This is a genomic window from Streptomyces sp. NPDC001544 (assembly GCF_042894285.1).
Taxonomy (GTDB): domain Bacteria; phylum Actinomycetota; class Actinomycetes; order Streptomycetales; family Streptomycetaceae; genus Streptomyces.
Map to the genome: position 1 here is coordinate 19,585 of NZ_JBIAVN010000028.1, position 16,152 is coordinate 35,736.

16 protein-coding genes are annotated in these 16,152 nt (G+C 70.7%); 10 read left to right on the forward strand and 6 right to left on the reverse strand.

Features of this window, described 5'->3' with window-relative positions; translation table 11 throughout:
* The 7 genes from nadC to ACFY0F_RS37830 all read left to right on the forward strand — a co-directional run bounded on the left by nadC (window position 1) and on the right by ACFY0F_RS37830 (window position 5,176).
* On the forward strand, window positions 1–987 hold the full coding sequence (nadC, locus tag ACFY0F_RS37800) for a carboxylating nicotinate-nucleotide diphosphorylase (RefSeq protein WP_388805258.1): 987 nt from the start codon (window positions 1–3) through the stop codon (window positions 985–987).
* Window positions 988–991: 4 nt separating this feature from the next.
* On the forward strand, window positions 992–1,789 hold the full coding sequence (locus ACFY0F_RS37805) for a type III pantothenate kinase (RefSeq protein WP_388805261.1): 798 nt from the start codon (window positions 992–994) through the stop codon (window positions 1,787–1,789).
* A gap of 853 nt (window positions 1,790–2,642) precedes the next feature.
* Window positions 2,643–3,251 (forward strand): hypothetical protein, encoded by a 609-nt coding sequence (locus ACFY0F_RS37810; RefSeq protein WP_388805263.1) that lies wholly within the window; start codon window positions 2,643–2,645, stop codon window positions 3,249–3,251.
* A 47-nt stretch (window positions 3,252–3,298) separates the two neighbouring features.
* Complete coding sequence (locus ACFY0F_RS37815; protein WP_388805266.1) at window positions 3,299–3,478, forward strand: hypothetical protein; 180 nt, start codon at window positions 3,299–3,301, stop codon at window positions 3,476–3,478.
* A 157-nt stretch (window positions 3,479–3,635) separates the two neighbouring features.
* Window positions 3,636–4,091, forward strand: a complete 456-nt coding sequence (locus tag ACFY0F_RS37820) for a BlaI/MecI/CopY family transcriptional regulator (RefSeq protein ID WP_388805380.1) — start codon at window positions 3,636–3,638, stop codon at window positions 4,089–4,091.
* Between the two features lie 9 nt (window positions 4,092–4,100).
* Entirely contained in the window at window positions 4,101–4,634 is a 534-nt protein-coding gene (locus ACFY0F_RS37825) for an amino-acid N-acetyltransferase (protein ID WP_388805269.1), read from the forward strand.
* Window positions 4,635–4,840: 206 nt separating this feature from the next.
* Entirely contained in the window at window positions 4,841–5,176 is a 336-nt protein-coding gene (locus tag ACFY0F_RS37830) for an Lsr2 family protein (RefSeq protein ID WP_388805272.1), read from the forward strand.
* Here the strand turns inward: ACFY0F_RS37830 and ACFY0F_RS37835 are convergent.
* The gene (locus ACFY0F_RS37835) at window positions 5,155–5,772 is read right to left on the reverse strand and encodes an SCO3374 family protein (protein ID WP_388805275.1); all 618 of its coding nucleotides are present in this window, start codon (window positions 5,770–5,772) and stop codon (window positions 5,155–5,157) included. The two genes, ACFY0F_RS37830 and ACFY0F_RS37835, sit on opposite strands and share 22 nt — an antisense overlap.
* Before the next feature lie 457 nt (window positions 5,773–6,229).
* Between ACFY0F_RS37835 and ACFY0F_RS37840 the strand changes: the two genes are divergently transcribed.
* The gene (locus tag ACFY0F_RS37840) at window positions 6,230–8,752 is read left to right on the forward strand and encodes an ATP-dependent Clp protease ATP-binding subunit (RefSeq protein WP_388805277.1); all 2,523 of its coding nucleotides are present in this window, start codon (window positions 6,230–6,232) and stop codon (window positions 8,750–8,752) included.
* A 78-nt stretch (window positions 8,753–8,830) separates the two neighbouring features.
* On the opposite strand, the gene ACFY0F_RS37845 is transcribed toward ACFY0F_RS37840, so the two are convergent.
* Together ACFY0F_RS37845 and ACFY0F_RS37850 are read right to left on the reverse strand one after the other, a co-directional pair.
* Window positions 8,831–11,917, reverse strand: a complete 3,087-nt coding sequence (locus tag ACFY0F_RS37845) for an NACHT domain-containing protein (protein ID WP_388805280.1) — start codon at window positions 11,915–11,917, stop codon at window positions 8,831–8,833.
* Window positions 11,918–11,985: 68 nt separating this feature from the next.
* Window positions 11,986–12,594, reverse strand: a complete 609-nt coding sequence (locus ACFY0F_RS37850) for an HAD family acid phosphatase (protein ID WP_388805283.1) — start codon at window positions 12,592–12,594, stop codon at window positions 11,986–11,988.
* A gap of 125 nt (window positions 12,595–12,719) precedes the next feature.
* Here ACFY0F_RS37850 and ACFY0F_RS37855 point away from each other — a divergent pair, with 125 nt between their 5' ends.
* A complete protein-coding gene (locus ACFY0F_RS37855) occupies window positions 12,720–12,947 on the forward strand; it encodes a hypothetical protein (protein ID WP_388805286.1) in 228 nt (75 codons plus the stop codon).
* A 7-nt stretch (window positions 12,948–12,954) separates the two neighbouring features.
* Here the strand turns inward: ACFY0F_RS37855 and ACFY0F_RS37860 are convergent, their stop codons facing one another.
* A complete protein-coding gene (locus tag ACFY0F_RS37860) occupies window positions 12,955–13,464 on the reverse strand; it encodes a DinB family protein (RefSeq protein ID WP_388805289.1) in 510 nt (169 codons plus the stop codon).
* A 344-nt stretch (window positions 13,465–13,808) separates the two neighbouring features.
* On the opposite strand from ACFY0F_RS37860, the gene ACFY0F_RS37865 reads away from it, so the two are divergent.
* A complete protein-coding gene (locus ACFY0F_RS37865; RefSeq protein ID WP_388805292.1) occupies window positions 13,809–14,408 on the forward strand; it encodes a M23 family metallopeptidase in 600 nt (199 codons plus the stop codon).
* On the opposite strand, the gene ACFY0F_RS37870 is transcribed toward ACFY0F_RS37865, so the two are convergent.
* Together ACFY0F_RS37870 and ACFY0F_RS37875 are read right to left on the reverse strand one after the other, a co-directional pair.
* On the reverse strand, window positions 14,351–15,340 hold the full coding sequence (locus ACFY0F_RS37870) for a diacylglycerol/lipid kinase family protein (RefSeq protein WP_388805295.1): 990 nt from the start codon (window positions 15,338–15,340) through the stop codon (window positions 14,351–14,353). The genes ACFY0F_RS37865 and ACFY0F_RS37870 overlap by 58 nt on opposite strands.
* Before the next feature lie 16 nt (window positions 15,341–15,356).
* Window positions 15,357–16,043 (reverse strand): HdeD family acid-resistance protein, encoded by a 687-nt coding sequence (locus tag ACFY0F_RS37875; protein ID WP_388805298.1) that lies wholly within the window; start codon window positions 16,041–16,043, stop codon window positions 15,357–15,359.
* Window positions 16,044–16,152 lie beyond the last annotated feature (109 nt).

The following is a 16,152-nucleotide window of genomic DNA, read 5'->3' on the forward strand; positions in this document are numbered from 1 at the left end:
GTGAGCACCGACGACCTTCCCCTCGCCCCGTCCGGAGGCTGCGGCGACGGCTGCGCCTGCGGCGCGGACACGGACGAGGGATACGACGCATACGCCGAGTGCGGGCTCGACCCCGCGCTCGCGCAGCTCCTGACCGACGCGGGGCTCGACCCCGTGGAGGTCGAGGACATCGCCAACGTGGCCATCCAGGAGGACCTCGCGCACGGCGTCGACGTGACGACGGTCGCGACCATCCCCGAGGACGCGGTGGCCACCGCCGACTTCACCGCCCGCGAGGCCGGAGTGGTGGCGGGCCTCAGGGTCGCCGAGGCCGTGGTCTCCGTGGTCTGCACGGACGAGTTCGAGGTCGAGCGGCACGTCGAGGACGGCGACCGGGTCGAGGCCGGGCAGAAGCTGCTGTCGGTCACCACACGCACGCGTGACCTGCTGACCGCCGAGCGCAGCGCGCTGAACATCCTTTGCCGCCTGTCGGGCATCGCGACCGCCACGCGCGCGTGGGCGGACGTGCTGGAGGGCACCAAGGCGAAGGTGCGGGACACCCGCAAGACCACGCCGGGTCTCAGGGCGCTGGAGAAGTTCGCGGTGCGGTGCGGCGGGGGCGTCAACCACCGTATGTCGCTGTCGGACGCGGCGCTGGTGAAGGACAACCACGTCGTCGCCGCGGGCGGCATCGCGCAGGCCTTCAAGGCCGTACGGGAGGCGTTCCCCGACCTGGCGATCGAGGTCGAGGTCGACACCCTGCACCAGCTCCGCGAGGTCGTCGACGCGGGCGCCGACCTCATCCTCCTGGACAACTTCACGCCGATGGAGTGCGCGGAGGCCGTGGGCATCGTCGACGGGCGGGCGCTGCTGGAGGCGTCGGGCCGGCTCACCCTGGACAACGCGCGGGCGTACGCCGCCACCGGCGTCGACTTCCTCGCCGTGGGGGCCCTGACCCACTCCTCGCCGATCCTGGACATCGGCCTGGACCTGCGCGAGGCGGAGTAGGGCGATGCTCCTCACGATCGACGTCGGCAACACGCACACGGTTCTCGGTCTGTTCGACGGCGAGGACATCGTCGAGCACTGGCGGATCTCCACGGACGCGCGGCGCACGGCGGACGAGCTGGCGGTGCTGCTGCAGGGCCTCATGGGCATGCACCCGCTGCTCGGCGACGAGCTGGGCGACGGGATCGACGGGATCGCGATCTGCGCGACCGTGCCGTCGGTGCTGCACGAACTGCGTGAGGTGACGCGGCGGTACTACGGCGACGTGCCCGCGGTCCTGGTGGAGCCCGGGGTGAAGACGGGCGTGCCGATCCTCACCGACAACCCCAAGGAGGTCGGCGCGGACCGGATCATCAACGCGGTCGCCGCCGTCGAGCTCTACGGCGGGCCGGCGATCGTCGTGGACTTCGGTACGGCGACGACGTTCGACGCGGTGTCCGCGCGCGGGGAGTACGTCGGCGGGGTCATCGCCCCCGGCATCGAGATCTCGGTGGAGGCGCTCGGCGTCAAGGGCGCCCAGCTCCGCAAGATCGAGGTGGCCCGGCCGCGCAGCGTCATCGGCAAGAACACCGTCGAGGCGATGCAGGCGGGCATCGTGTACGGGTTCGCCGGCCAGGTCGACGGGGTCGTCAGCCGGATGGCCCGCGAACTGGCCGACGACCCGGACGAGGTGACCGTGATCGCGACGGGTGGGCTGGCGCCCATGGTCCTCGGCGAGTCCTCGGTGATCGACGAACACGAGCCGTGGTTGACGCTGGTGGGCCTACGACTGGTATACGAACGCAACGTGTCCCGCCTCTGACCCGACTCCCCTCGCCCCTGGGGGCTGCCCCTCAGGGGCCTGTGGCTCCCGTGAGGCTTGGGCTGTGCCCCAGGCCCCCTACGGGGGCTGCGCCCCCGCCCCCGCGGGCTGTGCCCCAGGCCCCCTACGGGGGCTGCGCCCCCGCCCCCGCGGGCTGTGCCCCGGCCCCCTACTGGGGGCTGCGCCTGCAGCCTCCGCGTGCGTGGGCTGCGCCCTGCGTCCCTTGGCGGGCTGCGCCCCTGTCTCTGCCCCTGTTGGCTCTGCCTCAGTGGGGGTGTGCCCCAGGCCCCCCTCTGTGGGCTGCGCCCCTGTCCCTGTTGGCTCGGCCTCAGGCCCACCTTCGAGGGCTGCACCCCCGCCCCCGCCGGGTGTGCCCTGTGGGCTGCGCCTGCAGCCTCCGCGTGGGCTGCGCCCTGCGCCCCCTACGTGGGCTGCGCCCTGCGCCCCCTACGTGGGCTGCGCCCTGCGCCCGTTGGCTCGGCCTCAAGTCGCCCCTCGGGGACTGCGGCCCACAGGACATCTTCGGGCAATGCGTGCCCCCAGGCCCCCCATCCGAGGGCTCCGCCCAGTGTCCCCGTGGGCTTCCCCCCCCCGGGCCCACCCCGGGAATGCGCCCCCGCCCCCTCGGGGAATTGGCCCCGGCCCCAGGGGCCATGCCCCGGATCCGGGAAGGGCGCCAGGGTTGCGTCTCACCGGGCTCGGGGCGGACGCCCGGGTGTGGGGACTGGACCCCGCAAAACCCCGGCGGGGTGGACCCGGCGCAGCCCCCGGCCAGGGCCCCGCATGGGTGGCTCGGGCGCGCCACACCAGGCTCTTCTGTCGGGTTTGTCTGATTAGCGCGTATCGTCGGCGTATGCCCACGCCATACGGATCCCGCGGCGGCATGGCGTTCGGTGTGGCGGAGCTGCGTGTGCTCCGCCGCGCTCTCGCTCTCGCCCTTCACCCCGGCCCCGCCTCGGCCGAGGACGTTCAGGACTGCCTCGGGCTTGCCGAGCAGCTCGACGAGGCGATGCGCGAGGGCGCCCGGCTGCGCGCCTTCCTGGTGGCCGACCTGGCCCGGTACCGCGCCGCGCTGCCCGGCACGGCCGCCGGCTACCTCGCGCTCCTGCGGGAGGCGCTGGACGCCGGACACCGTCCGCTGCCCGACGATCTGGCCGCGCTGGGGGCGCTGCGCGGAAACCCGGCGGCGGCCGCTCTGCTGGAGCGGACCTCGACATTCGTCCCGGCCTGCCGTACGCCACTGCAGGCCCTCCCCGGCGGCGGGAAACCCGCCGAGGAGCCCGCCGAGGAGCCCGCCCGGAAGCCCGAGGAAAGGCCCACCCGCAGACCCGCGGAGCGACCTGGCGGTGAGCCCGCCGCACCCCGGCCGTCCCGGCCCATCCCGACCCCGGGCGAGGTCTTCCCGCGCCGCAAGCCGGCCCCGCCGTCCGGAGATCCCTCCCGGCGGCTCGCCGCCGTCTGACCGCACCCCTGCCGCTCCGGGTGAAGGCCCGTGGCTACTCTGGAGGCATGGACTACGTCTCCGCGCTCGTACCCCCGGTCGTCATGGCCGTCTTCTTCATCGGTGTGGTCAGGGTGATCGTGAAGACCCAGGGTGGCGCCGCCAAGGCCAAGGAGGACGCGGCCGTCGACGCCGCACTCGCGTCCGCCGAGGGGGCCCGGCCGACCTCCGCGGGCACCGACGCCTGAGCAAGCCCCTCGAGCCGCACGGCGGCCCCGGCAGGGAGCGCGCGCCCTTTTTGCCCATGTTCATCGCAGAAAGTGCACGTTGGGCACGCCGTCGCCGGGATCTCCCACTATTGTCTGAGCTGTGCCTCGCCCATTGGGAGAACTCGAAGACGCGGTCATGACGCGGGTGTGGAAGTGGAACCGCCCGGTGACCGTTCGAGAAGTCCTGGAAGACCTTCAGCAGGAACGGTCCATCGCGTACACCACGGTCATGACCGTTTTGGACAATCTCCATCAGAAGGGCTGGGTGCGCCGCGAGGCGGAAGGCCGGGCCTATCGATATGAGGCCGTCTCCACACGGGCCGCGTACGCCGCCGCCCTGATGAACGACGCCTGGTCGCAGAGCGACAACCCGGCCGCGGCTCTCGTGGCGTTCTTCGGGATGATGAGCGACGAACAGCGCCAGGCCCTCAGTGACGCCGTACGCATCGTCCAGGGCCCCTCGGATAGCGCTCCGGGGGATACCGGTCCCCATACCGGACCTCAAACCGCCGCCCCCCATACCGCCCCCCATGCCGCCCCCGATACCGACGGCGAGAACCCCGGCTCGGCACCGGAGCGCGGCGGGCGATAGCGTCCGCTCATGTCAGCAGAGCGCCCCGAAGTCACCGCAAAAGCCATCACCGTCCGGCGGGCGAGGACCAGCGATGTCCCGGTCGTGCGTCGCCTCCTCGACGCGTACGTCCGTGACCGCATCCTGCTCGACAAAGCGACCGTGACGCTTTACGAGGACATCCAGGAGTTCTGGGTCGCGGAACGCGACGACAACGCCGAGGTCGTCGGCTGCGGCGCACTGCACGTGATGTGGGAAGACCTCGCGGAAGTACGCACTCTCGCCGTGAAGCCCGGCCTGAAGGGCGCCGGCGTCGGCCACCAGTTGCTGGAGAAGTTGCTTCACACCGCCCGCTGGCTCGGCGTTCGCCGCGTTTTCTGTCTGACCTTCGAAGTCGACTTCTTCGGGAAGCACGGCTTCGTGGAGATCGGGGAGACGCCCGTCGACACCGATGTCTACGCGGAGCTGTTGCGTTCCTATGACGAGGGCGTCGCGGAGTTCCTGGGTCTCGAACGAGTGAAACCGAACACCTTGGGCAACAGCAGGATGCTTCTGCATCTGTGATCATCGGCCATTGCACGCGCGCCCTATGTCCGAAACGCGCATGTTTCCCGTCCGGGCGGGACCCCTGAGTCTCCGACAGGGGTTTGTGTTTTTCCGGCAAAAGCGGTTTGCTTTCCGACGTACTGCAGTACTGCATATAACAGGGGGCGGCGAAACGGCGGACGCCGCACACCCCGGCCCTAACGTTATCGATGAAAGGAAATCCGGTGGCACAGAAGGTTCAGGTCCTTCTTGTCGACGACCTCGACGGCGGCGAGGCGGACGAGACCGTGACGTTCGCGCTGGACGGCAAGACGTACGAGATCGATCTCACCACTTCCAATGCGGACAAGCTGCGCGGACTTCTCGAGCCCTATGTGAAGGGCGGTCGCCGTACCGGAGGCCGTTCCGCGGGCGGCCGCGGAAAGGCCCGTGCCGCATCCGGCGGCAGCCAGGACACCGCGCAGATCCGCGCCTGGGCGAAGGAGAACGGCTACGAGGTCAACGACCGCGGCCGTGTTCCGGCGACCATCCGCGAGGCTTACGAGGAAGCCAACCGCTGAGCGCCCGCGCGCCGCAGCCGGACCCGGTGACAGTGCGTCGCCACCGTGTCCACCAGTCGTACGAGATCGGGGGCGCCCACACCGCCCCCCAGGGCCGCGAGCGTCGGCAGCGACGACTCGACCTCGCGTCCCGGCTCGGGGGGCCGCAACCACACGGCGGCCCCCCGCAAGGCAGCCTCCTGCGATCCGGCCCGAACGGCAGGAGCTCCGGAGCCGGCCATGGGAAGCGGTCGGGCCCCGGTGGAGGCCGACTCGAGGGGCGCAGGCGCCTCGACGCTCCCGTCCGCGCCCAGGGCGACCAGATCCAGGGCCAGCGCGCCCCACTCCAGCCACTCCAGCAGCCCCGGTAGCTCCTCCGCGCTGCCCGCGGCCACCAGCAGCCGCATCCGGTCGCCCTGCACCGCCACCGGAGAGTCCGGCGCCAGGCGCCCGAGCGCGGCCACGCCCGCCTCGACCGGCACGTCCAGGACGTCGAAGCGCAGGCCCGTGACAAGCCGTAGCGGCGAACCGGGCGCCGTCGCCCACCCCAGTTCGTTCTCGTACCAGCGCCGGGTCCCGGCCTCCGGGTCGAGCGGTCGACGGGGGAGGGGGATCATGGGGACCACGGGGGCAGTGCCAACCATGAAAAGAGCAACAGCCGAAACGGCTCCAAGTTACGCGGGGTGTCAAGGCGACTGCGCACCGTGCCCGGAAAGGGGCGCGCGGGAGGTGCGGGGGGACGCGAGGTTGTTCGCCCATAGCGGAGCGAACCGGTGCGCGCGGCATGGACTGTCAGTGCCTGCGGGTAAGACATCCCTAGTGGGAGGGGGCGACGCGCAGGACGGGGCTGTCTCACGTTCGCCATCGGCGTACTGGCGACAGGGGTATCTGTCTGGCCTGCGGGAACATCGTCTCGCACCATCAGGTTGGAGCAGATGTCGGCGTTCGGGGTCAGGAGGCCATCGACGGTGTCGGCAGTTGGAATGAGCGGTCCCCGCTTGCGGGACTAAGCTGCGGAAGGACAGGGAGGGGAAGTTCCCCCCACTGCCTGACCGCTCTGAGGAGCGATTAACGATGTTCGAGAGGTTCACCGACCGCGCGCGGCGGGTTGTCGTCCTGGCTCAGGAAGAAGCCCGGATGCTCAACCACAACTACATCGGCACCGAGCACATCCTCCTGGGCCTGATCCACGAGGGTGAGGGTGTCGCCGCCAAGGCCCTTGAGAGCCTCGGGATTTCGCTCGAGGCGGTCCGCCAGCAGGTGGAGGAGATCATCGGTCAGGGCCAGCAGGCCCCGTCCGGGCACATCCCCTTCACCCCCCGTGCCAAGAAGGTCCTGGAGCTGTCGCTCCGCGAGGCCCTTCAGCTGGGCCACAACTACATCGGCACGGAGCACATCCTGCTCGGCCTGATCCGCGAGGGCGAGGGCGTCGCCGCCCAGGTTCTCGTCAAGCTGGGCGCAGATCTCAACCGGGTGCGGCAGCAGGTCATCCAGCTGCTCTCCGGCTACCAGGGCAAGGAGACCGCCACCGCCGGCGGCCCTGCCGAGGGCACGCCCTCGACGTCCCTGGTCCTCGACCAGTTCGGCCGGAACCTCACCCAGGCCGCTCGTGAGTCCAAGCTCGACCCGGTCATCGGGCGCGAGAAGGAGATCGAGCGGGTCATGCAGGTGCTGTCCCGCCGTACGAAGAACAACCCGGTTCTGATCGGTGAGCCCGGCGTCGGCAAGACCGCCGTCGTCGAGGGCCTCGCCCAGGCCATCGTCAAGGGCGAGGTGCCCGAGACCCTCAAGGACAAGCACCTCTACACCCTGGACCTCGGCGCGCTGGTCGCCGGCTCCCGCTACCGCGGTGACTTCGAGGAGCGCCTGAAGAAGGTGCTGAAGGAGATCCGCACCCGCGGCGACATCATCCTGTTCATCGACGAGCTGCACACGCTGGTCGGTGCGGGCGCCGCCGAGGGCGCGATCGACGCCGCCTCGATCCTGAAGCCGATGCTGGCCCGCGGTGAGCTCCAGACCATCGGTGCGACCACGCTGGACGAGTACCGCAAGCACCTGGAGAAGGACGCGGCCCTCGAGCGCCGCTTCCAGCCCATCCAGGTCGCCGAGCCGTCCCTGCCGCACACGATCGAGATCCTCAAGGGTCTGCGCGACCGGTACGAGGCCCACCACCGGGTCTCCATCACGGACGAGGCGCTGGTCCAGGCCGCCACCCTGGCCGACCGCTACATCTCGGACCGCTTCCTGCCCGACAAGGCGATCGACCTGATCGACGAGGCCGGCTCCCGGATGCGTATCCGCCGGATGACCGCGCCGCCGGACCTGCGCGAGTTCGACGAGAAGATCGCCGCCGTCCGCCGGGACAAGGAGTCCGCGATCGACTCGCAGGACTTCGAGAAGGCCGCCTCCCTGCGCGACAAGGAGAAGCAGCTCCTGGCCGCCAAGGCCAAGCGGGAGAAGGAGTGGAAGGCCGGCGACATGGACGTCGTCGCCGAGGTCGACGGCGAGCTGATCGCCGAGGTCCTCGCCACGGCCACCGGCATCCCGGTCTTCAAGCTCACGGAGGAGGAGTCCTCCCGCCTGCTGCGCATGGAGGAGGAGCTCCACAAGCGGGTCATCGGCCAGGACGACGCCGTCAAGGCGCTGTCGAAGGCGATCCGCCGTACCCGTGCCGGTCTGAAGGACCCGAAGCGACCGGGTGGCTCGTTCATCTTCGCCGGCCCGTCCGGTGTCGGTAAGACCGAGCTGTCCAAGGCCCTCGCCGAATTCCTCTTCGGTGACGAGGACGCGCTGATCTCCCTCGACATGTCGGAGTTCAGCGAGAAGCACACGGTGTCCCGGCTCTTCGGTTCGCCCCCCGGCTACGTGGGCTATGAAGAGGGCGGTCAGCTGACCGAGAAGGTCCGCCGCAAGCCGTTCTCGGTGGTCCTCTTCGACGAGGTCGAAAAGGCCCACCCGGACATCTTCAACAGCCTTCTGCAGATCCTGGAGGACGGCCGCCTGACCGACTCCCAGGGCCGGGTCGTGGACTTCAAGAACACGGTCATCATCATGACGACCAACCTCGGCACCCGGGACATCTCCAAGGGCTTCAACCTGGGCTTCGCGGCCTCGGGTGACACGAAGACCAACTACGAGCGCATGAAGAACAAGGTCTCGGACGAGCTCAAGCAGCACTTCCGCCCCGAGTTCCTCAACCGCGTCGACGACGTGGTGGTCTTCCCGCAGCTGACCCAGACCGACATCCTCCGGATCGTCGACCTGATGATCGGCAAGGTGGACGAGCGCCTCAAGGACCGGGACATGGGCATCGAGCTCTCCCAGTCCGCCAAGGAGTTGCTGTCCAAGAAGGGCTACGACCCCGTGCTGGGCGCCCGGCCGCTGCGCCGCACCATCCAGCGCGAGATCGAGGACTCCCTGTCCGAGAAGATCCTCTTCGGCGAGCTGCGCCCCGGCCACATCGTGGTCGTGGACACCGAGGGCGAGGGCGAGACCAAGACCTTCACCTTCCGCGGCGAGGAGAAGTCGGCCCTCCCGGACGTCCCGCCGATCGAGCAGGCCGCGGGTGGGGCCGGGCCCAACCTGAGCAAGGAGTAGTCCCCGGGCGGATCGCCTGAGCGAGAGGGGCCGGTACCTTCGGGTACCGGCCCCTCTCGCTCTGTCCGGCCGCTCTCCTCAGAGGGCGTAGGGACGCGTACGGGGGGCCAGCACCTCGATGTCCGGGAAATCCGCCTCGTACGCGGTCAGGTCCAGCGCCACTCCGGGGTGCGTGGCGAGCTGGACGGTGCGCAGGTTCGGGCACAGGCGGGCCAACGGGGCGAGGTCCTCGTCCCCCTGGACGCCGGACACCCACAGGCTCTCGACGCCGGGCAGCTCAGGAGCTCCGGCACAGCAGGCCGCCGCGCGCGCGGGGACGCTCAGGCGGTTGAGCGAGGGATGGGCGGCGAGTTCGGACCAGTCCTGCGCTCCGAGCAGCTCGGCTCCGCCGCGCAGGTCCAGATGTTCCAGTCCCGGCCAGTGGCTCAGGTCTCGCAGACCCGCCGAGAGCGCTCCGCCGTCCAGGCCCAGTTCGGTCAGCGGGGCGGTGCGGGGCAGTCGCGACAGACCGCCGGGCAGCGCGCTCGCCACCCTGAGAGTACGCAGAGTGCTGAGGCGGCCGAGACCGGTGATATGACCGATGTTGTACAGGTACAACTCGTGCAGACCGAGATCGGCCAGGGGGGCGAGGTCCCCCACCCGGGAGCAGTACATCAGGCTGACGCGCTCGAGCGAGCGGAGTGCGGTGAGCGGCCGTAGGTCGGTGAGCAGCGGGTTGTCCGTGAGACCGATCCTGCGCACACCTTCCGGCAGCATCTCCATGATGTCCGTCAGGTCGTGCGCCCCCACGATCGTCAGCCGGGGCCGGCGTCCGAGCCGGGGCAGGGCGCGCAGGGCCCCGCGAGAGGACACGTTGACGAAGAGGTCGTCGGAGTCCACATGGGTCAGGACCTCGTCGGCGTACACGGCCTGGTCGAAACGCTCCCAGGCCCGCATCAGCGTGGTCCGCACCCGCTCCTCGGGATGTCCGGCGTACCGTGCCAGCAGCGGAACGGCCCCGTCCGTCCCCACCAGCGCCGCGGTGGCCGTCACCGCTTCGGCCTCCTCGGCCGTCAGGCCCTCCGGGCCCGGCAGCAGCTCCAGGACCAGGGGGCCGGCCTCGGCCAGCTCCTTGGCCTCCTCCGCGGTCCGGGGCGGCAGCAGAGCGCGGGCCAGGTCCTCGACCCGCCGACGCACCGCCGGATCCAGCTCTGTCGCATGCTCCAGGCAGGCCATCGCCAGCAGATGGGCCCGCTTGTCGGGGAGCGAGGTCAGCAGTCCCAGCAGCTCGGCCCGTTCCCGGGGCCGGGCCTGGGCCACCGCCATGCGGATCACGTCCGCCCACTGGTCGTCGTCGGCATGCTCGGCGAGCAGACCGAGGTCGCCCGCCTCCACGGCCGCCCGGGCGCCGAGGTAGTCCTGGAAGGTGCGGTGGACGAAGTGGAGGGTGTCCGGGGTGGGCGTCAGCAGCAGGCCGGTGCGTACGAGGAAGTGGCCCAGCACCGCCGCCGCGTCCCCCAGCGCCGACGCCGCGGGCACGGCCGGCAGGATCTCCGCGATGATGCTCTCCGCCCGGCCCCGGTCCATTTCCGTACGCCCGTTGCGGATGAGCCAGTAGGCGAGGCGCTGCAGGAGCTGCAGTTGGGGCTCCTCGCTCAGATCCGGCACGGCCATGTCCCGCTCGCGGTCCCGGCGGGTCAGCAGCATGGAGAGGGCGGACTCGTACAACTCCTTGCGGCCGTGCGGCAGGTAGCCGCGCCGGTCGCGGTGCAGGGCGCAGATCAGGCCGCACATCAGCGGGTTGGTGGCGAGCCGGCCCAGGTCCGGTTTGGTGCGGACGGCATCGAGGAGCTGGCTCTCGTAGAGGGCGAGCAGGGCGTCCTCGTCCGGGACGCCGGTGGCCGCCGCCCGGTGCCAGCGCCTGATGAACGAGCCGACGCCCGCCGGACTCATCGCGGAGAGGATCAGCTCGGTGAACCCGTCGTCGGCGAGCCAGTCGTCGCCGACGGCCGACGGACGGGACGTGACGAGCCAGCGGTTGCCGGGGAACGCCTCCACGAGGCCGCGCAGCCATGCGCGGGCCCGCTGGCGCTCCGGCTCCGGGACCTCGTCGAGTCCGTCGACGAGTACGAGCCCGCGTCCGGCCGCCAGAACCCGGTACTCCCAGCCGTCGGGCTGCGCCCCGCTCAGCGGGCAGCCGGCGGCGGCGAGGAAGCGTTCCGGCATCGGGAGGCGTTCGCCGTGCCGGGTGAGGGTGCGCAGGGGGAGGACGAACGGTACGCGGCCGGCGAGGTAGGCCATGCGACCGGCCGGCTCGGTCGCGGCCGACACGGCGAGCCACTGGATCAGTGTGGTCTTTCCCGAACCCGCGACCCCGCGGAGCAGTACTTGCTCATGGCGGGCCAGCGCCTCGTCGGCAGGGGCCGTGACCGGGGTGGCGGGGGCGATACCCATGGCCGGGGGGAGCGGTTCGTCGCCGCGCCCGACCGCTTCCAGGCTCAGATAGGCGGCGTCCAACGGCCACCGCCCCGGTGAATTGCTCAGATCGATGCCGTAGATGGTGAGCTTGCTGTGCTTCTTCGCGACGTAGTGCAGATACCGGATCTCGAATCCGATGTCCTGTGCGTCCGGGCTGGGCAGCCGGTCGAGCAGTTCCCCCACGCCGGACGCCGTCTCGGCCTGCGTGCGACTCTGCTCCACCAGGGTGCGGGCCACGAACGTGGACCTGCGGGTGAAGAATTCCAGGATCTGGCCGCACGCCCCCTCGGTGGCGCCGTCCAGGAACCGGCTCGCGTCACTGGACAGCCCGTCGGCTTCCGGGGCGTTCTCCTTCAACTGCTGGGCCAACGCGCGGTCGCCCAGCCGTACGGCCTGCACGTCGTCCATGTCCAGATCGCCGAGCGCGAGTAGACGCCGGGTCAACGCGTGGGCCACGGCGGCCTGTTCGTCGACCGGGAACGGGAGCTCGCCCGGGGACCGAACCGCCTGGGCCACGATCCGCTCGGCCAGCCGCTGGACCTCCTTCTCGCCCAGGGTGCGCTTCTCACCCCGGAAGGAGACCAGCGCGGACAGCCGCACCGGTCTGCCGACCAGTCCCGCGCCGGGCCCCTCCTGCACGAACAGCTTCTTCACCAGCGGCCCGATCAGGCCGGCGGCCAGCTTGCTGCCCAGTACCGTCGGCTCCATCCGCCACCCCCGTGGTCGTACAACGGCAGGAGTACGGATGGAGCCTAGCCGGAAGGTTCAGTCCCGCGTCAGGACAACTGTCCGTCGTAGTCCGGCAGTTTGAACGTCTTCTCGGCGTGGCCGCCCGACAGGTCGGTGGCGCTGTTGCCGATGTTCGCGATGATCGTGTAGCCCTTGTTCTCGATGTCGACGCGCTGGGCCGTCTTGTAGGCGGCTACGTCCTTGAACAGGTCGAACAGGCCGCGGACGTAGAGCCCGGAGACGTCGTAGCCGTCGTGCTCGAGGTTGTACTCGGTGGGGGCCTTGATGATGCCCGGGCGGGCGGTGACGAAGAAGAGGGAGACGCCGTGCTCCTGGGCGTACTCGGCGACGTTCAGCACGGGCTTGTTGGCCGGGGACGGAAAGCTGAAGCCGAAGTCGGTCTCCAGCGTGGTGTTGTCGACGTCGAAGACGATCGCCTGCTTCTCACCCGGCTTGGCGGCGGCGATGCGCTGCTCCAGGTACGGCAGCGCCTGGTCCATCACCGCCTGGCAGTCCTTCTGCCAGGTCGCGTAGTCCACCTTGGCGGCGGTGGCACTCGTCGTCGCGGCGTCGGCCGGGGCGGCCATCGCGACGAAGGCGGCCGCGGTGACGGCGGTCGCGGAAACGCGCAGCGCCCAGGGGCGTCTTCTGCTCATCGGTGGGGGTCCTCTCACTCCATACGCTGCCGATGTCGTGGGCATGATCGTGCGTGAGGGTGGCGCGAGGGGAACCGTAGGGTTACTGACGGGTAGGCGTACAGAGGTGTGCGTCACATTCAGCTGTGCATGTGATCGACGGCTTGCTGGACCACCCGGGACAAGTCCTCTTCACTCGGTACGAGTTCACGGTCGGCGGGGGAGAGCGTCGAGTAATTGGTAACGGCCGGCGGGTTGTTGCCCGCATCGAGTGCGAGCTGGACCGCGGCCTTGTTGTGGTCGGCCCCGATCGGGAAACCGATGGCGCTGTCGTCACGCTCCGGGTCGCGGACGCCGGGGTGAAGGTGCGCTGATGCGGCCCTAGGTCAGGACCAGCCAACGGCGCCCGTCGATGAGCTCCCGGGCCGCGTCGAGGTGGCCGGCGTGGCACGCGGTCTCGGTGATGACGTGCAGCAGGACGTCGCGCAGGGTGTGCAGGTGTGGCTCGCCGAACAGGTCGTGGGGCCACCAGGCCAGGGTGGCGTCGACAGGGGTCGTGGCGATGACGGCGTCGGCGAGCTCTGTCTCCTGCCGGTATCGGTCGAGCACGTCGGCGGCCCGTACCTCCGGCGCCACCTGCCAGGCCTCGTCGCCGCTCGTGAGGCCGAGGATCGTCTCCTCGTCCCCGGTGACGACCGCGCGGAACCAGAAGCGCTCGACGTCCAGGGTGAGGTGCTGGACCAGCCCCAGGCAGTGCCATCCGGACGGCAGCACGGGCCGCCGCAGAGCCCCCGGGGCGAGCCCGTCGAGGATGCCGAGAACGTGGCGCCGCTGTCCGTGCAAGACCCTGAGGAGGGCCGTGATCTCACTGCCAGGAGTTGTCCCACTCATGCTCGCTGTGACTGCCCGCGCTCCGAAAACTCATCGGCGGCGTGCCGGGGCGAGTGACCCCGCTCACTTCCGCCTGCTCGGCGATCTCGTGAGCCAGTGACATGCCGCACAGGCGATATGTCCGTTACTAGGGTAGATAGTCGGACATGCGGCCACGGGTAAAGCGAGCTCTCGTCACGCCTCCGACCTGTCAAGAGGCGGGAAAGTTCGGCAGCTCAGTACTACCGGCGGCAGTAATAAGTCCGTTTTGGGATGAATGAGTCCCCGGGTTAGCAAGGGATGCCCCACCCGGCGGACGCCAGTCGCGTCGGGTGGATTCCTGTACCCGACTCCCCGAGGTCTCGATGTCCCTGCGCGTCCCGTTCCGCTTCCCCCGTACCTCCCCGCTGCGCACCCGTGCCGCCGCCCTGGCCGTCGGTGTGGGCGCGTCGGCCGTGCTGGGGGTCGGAGTCGCGAGTGCCGCCACCCCGCACGCCGCCTCCCACACGGCGACGGCCGCCGCCGCGAAGCCCGCCGCCCAGGCCGCCGCCTGGGTCGACCCCGTGAAGAACTACACGCTGACCGCGGGCTTCGACCAGGCCGGCTCCCACTGGATGCACCGGCACAGCGGGCAGGACTTCGCCGTGCCGATCGGTACCGAGGTCGTCGCCGCGCACGGCGGCACCGTGGTCAAGGCCGGCGGCTGGGGCGCCGGTGACGGGCCCGCCTACGGCAACGCCATCGTCATCAAGCACGCCGACGGGCAGTACTCGCAGTACGCCCATCTGTCGCGGGTCGACGTCAGGGTCGGCCAGGTCGTCACCACCGGCCAGCACATAGCCGAGTCCGGCAACACCGGCAACACCACCGGCCCGCACCTGCACTTCGAGATCCGTACGACCCCGAACTACGGCTCCGCGATCGACCCGGTCGCCTTCCTGCGGGCCAAGGGCGTGAAGGTCTGAGCCGCGGGCTCCTGCGGAATCCCCGGCCGGTCCTTCGGCAGCAGCACACGCAGAGCGCCCGGCCGGATCCCGCACAGGACGGGGAGCGCGAGCCGCACCGCCTCGCCGTCGACGCCCGCGTCCAGGTGCGGCACGTCACCGTGCAGCGTGATGCCGGGAGCCGACCAGACGACGACCCCCTGCCCCGCCGGGCCGGCGCCCTGCTGGTGCCGGCGCAGTTCGCCGCGCAGGTGCCGCAGGAGATCCGGGGGCGCCCCCGCCGGGCGCTTGAGGAGGATGGCACCCAGTTCCCCCGTGCTGAGCGAGAAACGCCGCCCGAGCCAGCGGGGAGTGGCCAGGTGGTAGGGGTTGTTGGAGATCAGCAGCACCTGCGGGAACTCGACGGTCCCCCAGGGGGTGTCCACACGGGCCTCGACCCCCTGCTCGCCCTTGACGTAGCCGGGCGCGACCGCGGCGAAGGCACGCGGCTTGTCCTCCCGGTAACCGGGCTCCAGCAGGGCGTCGGCGTACATGCCGAACGAGACGTTGTTGATGAAGACGCGCGGCCCGAGCAATCCCAGGTCCACCTGTGCGGGCTCACCGTCGACCAGGGCGTCCAGCGCCAGTCCCGGGTCGCGGAGGTCGAGGCCCAGGTCCCGGGCGAAGTGGTTGCGGGTGCCCGCCGGGACCACGACCAGCGGTACGCCCGTGTCGGCGGCCACGGCGGCGACCGCCGACACGGTGCCGTCACCGCCGGCGACCCCGAGCACCTGTGCCCCCTCCTGGACGGCGTTGCTCGCGAGCGACGCCGCGTCCAGTTCCGCGCTGGTCGTCCAGACCCGGGCCCCCATGTCCTCGGCCCGCTGCGGCAAGCCGTACCGAGCGGTCTTGCCGCCGCCCGAGCGGGGGTTCGCCACGATCACGGCCCGGACACGCGTCGGAACGCCGGCCATCCGGAGCGTCCCGTGATCAGTGCTGCGGGTGCGGTTGATGGCGGAACAGAGGCCGCCGCTCGGCGGCCTCGCCCGGGGTGAGGCGGCCGACGTCGACGCGCATCCTGATGGCGTGGAACACCTCGGTCACGCCGAGGACGATGGCCATGATGCCCGCCACGAGGGTCAGCGCGCCGATCGAGGTGAACGGCGAGACGATCAGCACGATGCCCGCCAGCATCTCGATGATCCCGCTGAACAGCATCCAGCCCCGACCCGGCATGTCGGGGGCGGAGGCCGCCGTGGCCGTCACCATGGTGCCCCGCAGGAGCCAGCTGAAGCCGATCCACAGGGCCAGCAGCAGGACCGACTGCAGGGTGCCGCGGAAGCAGACCAGCCCGATCAGGACGAGGAGCGCACCCGTGAGGAAGTGCAGCGCCCGAAGATGTCCGGGCACGTGCGTGCCGAAGGCCGCGGCCAGCTGGAAGACGCCGATGAGCAGCAGGTAGATGCCGAACAGCACGCCGACGACCTTGAGCGTCTCCGCCGGCCAGGCAAGGATCACGATGCCGAGGGCGATGGCGGCCAGCCCCGCGGTGAGCACGAGCTGCCAGCTCATGTTCGCCAGGGCCGCCATGCTCCCGCCGAGGGGGTTGTCCTGGGCCTCGGTACGGTGCGGGGGTGCCGCGCCGGTCCCTGAGGAGGATTCGGAGGGAGATGTCATACCAGCTCACCCTTCCGGTTGACGAGGTGGGCGAATCGGTTCCCCTCCATCTTCACCCCGCCCGGCCCCGTCCCGCCCGCCGAGAACTGGCCCCGGGCCGGGAACGGAA

Bases quoted from the DNA above. Each gene is read 5' to 3' on its own strand.
- ACFY0F_RS37825 (WP_388805269.1), top strand. From the start codon at position 4,101: ATGTCAGCAGAGCGCCCCGAAGTCACCGCAAAAGCCATCACCGTCCGG.
- ACFY0F_RS37820 (WP_388805380.1), top strand. From the start codon at position 3,636: ATGACGCGGGTGTGGAAGTGGAACCGCCCGGTGACCGTTCGAGAAGTC.
- ACFY0F_RS37840 (WP_388805277.1), top strand. From the start codon at position 6,230: ATGTTCGAGAGGTTCACCGACCGCGCGCGGCGGGTTGTCGTCCTGGCT.
- ACFY0F_RS37845 (WP_388805280.1), bottom strand. From the start codon at position 11,917: ATGGAGCCGACGGTACTGGGCAGCAAGCTGGCCGCCGGCCTGATCGGG.
- ACFY0F_RS37865 (WP_388805292.1), top strand. From the start codon at position 13,809: ATGTCCCTGCGCGTCCCGTTCCGCTTCCCCCGTACCTCCCCGCTGCGC.
- ACFY0F_RS37860 (WP_388805289.1), bottom strand. From the start codon at position 13,464: ATGAGTGGGACAACTCCTGGCAGTGAGATCACGGCCCTCCTCAGGGTC.
- ACFY0F_RS37810 (WP_388805263.1), top strand. From the start codon at position 2,643: ATGCCCACGCCATACGGATCCCGCGGCGGCATGGCGTTCGGTGTGGCG.
- ACFY0F_RS37875 (WP_388805298.1), bottom strand. From the start codon at position 16,043: ATGACATCTCCCTCCGAATCCTCCTCAGGGACCGGCGCGGCACCCCCG.
- ACFY0F_RS37850 (WP_388805283.1), bottom strand. From the start codon at position 12,594: ATGAGCAGAAGACGCCCCTGGGCGCTGCGCGTTTCCGCGACCGCCGTC.
- ACFY0F_RS37815 (WP_388805266.1), top strand. From the start codon at position 3,299: ATGGACTACGTCTCCGCGCTCGTACCCCCGGTCGTCATGGCCGTCTTC.
- ACFY0F_RS37805 (WP_388805261.1), top strand. From the start codon at position 992: ATGCTCCTCACGATCGACGTCGGCAACACGCACACGGTTCTCGGTCTG.
- ACFY0F_RS37870 (WP_388805295.1), bottom strand. From the start codon at position 15,340: ATGGCCGGCGTTCCGACGCGTGTCCGGGCCGTGATCGTGGCGAACCCC.
- ACFY0F_RS37835 (WP_388805275.1), bottom strand. From the start codon at position 5,772: ATGATCCCCCTCCCCCGTCGACCGCTCGACCCGGAGGCCGGGACCCGG.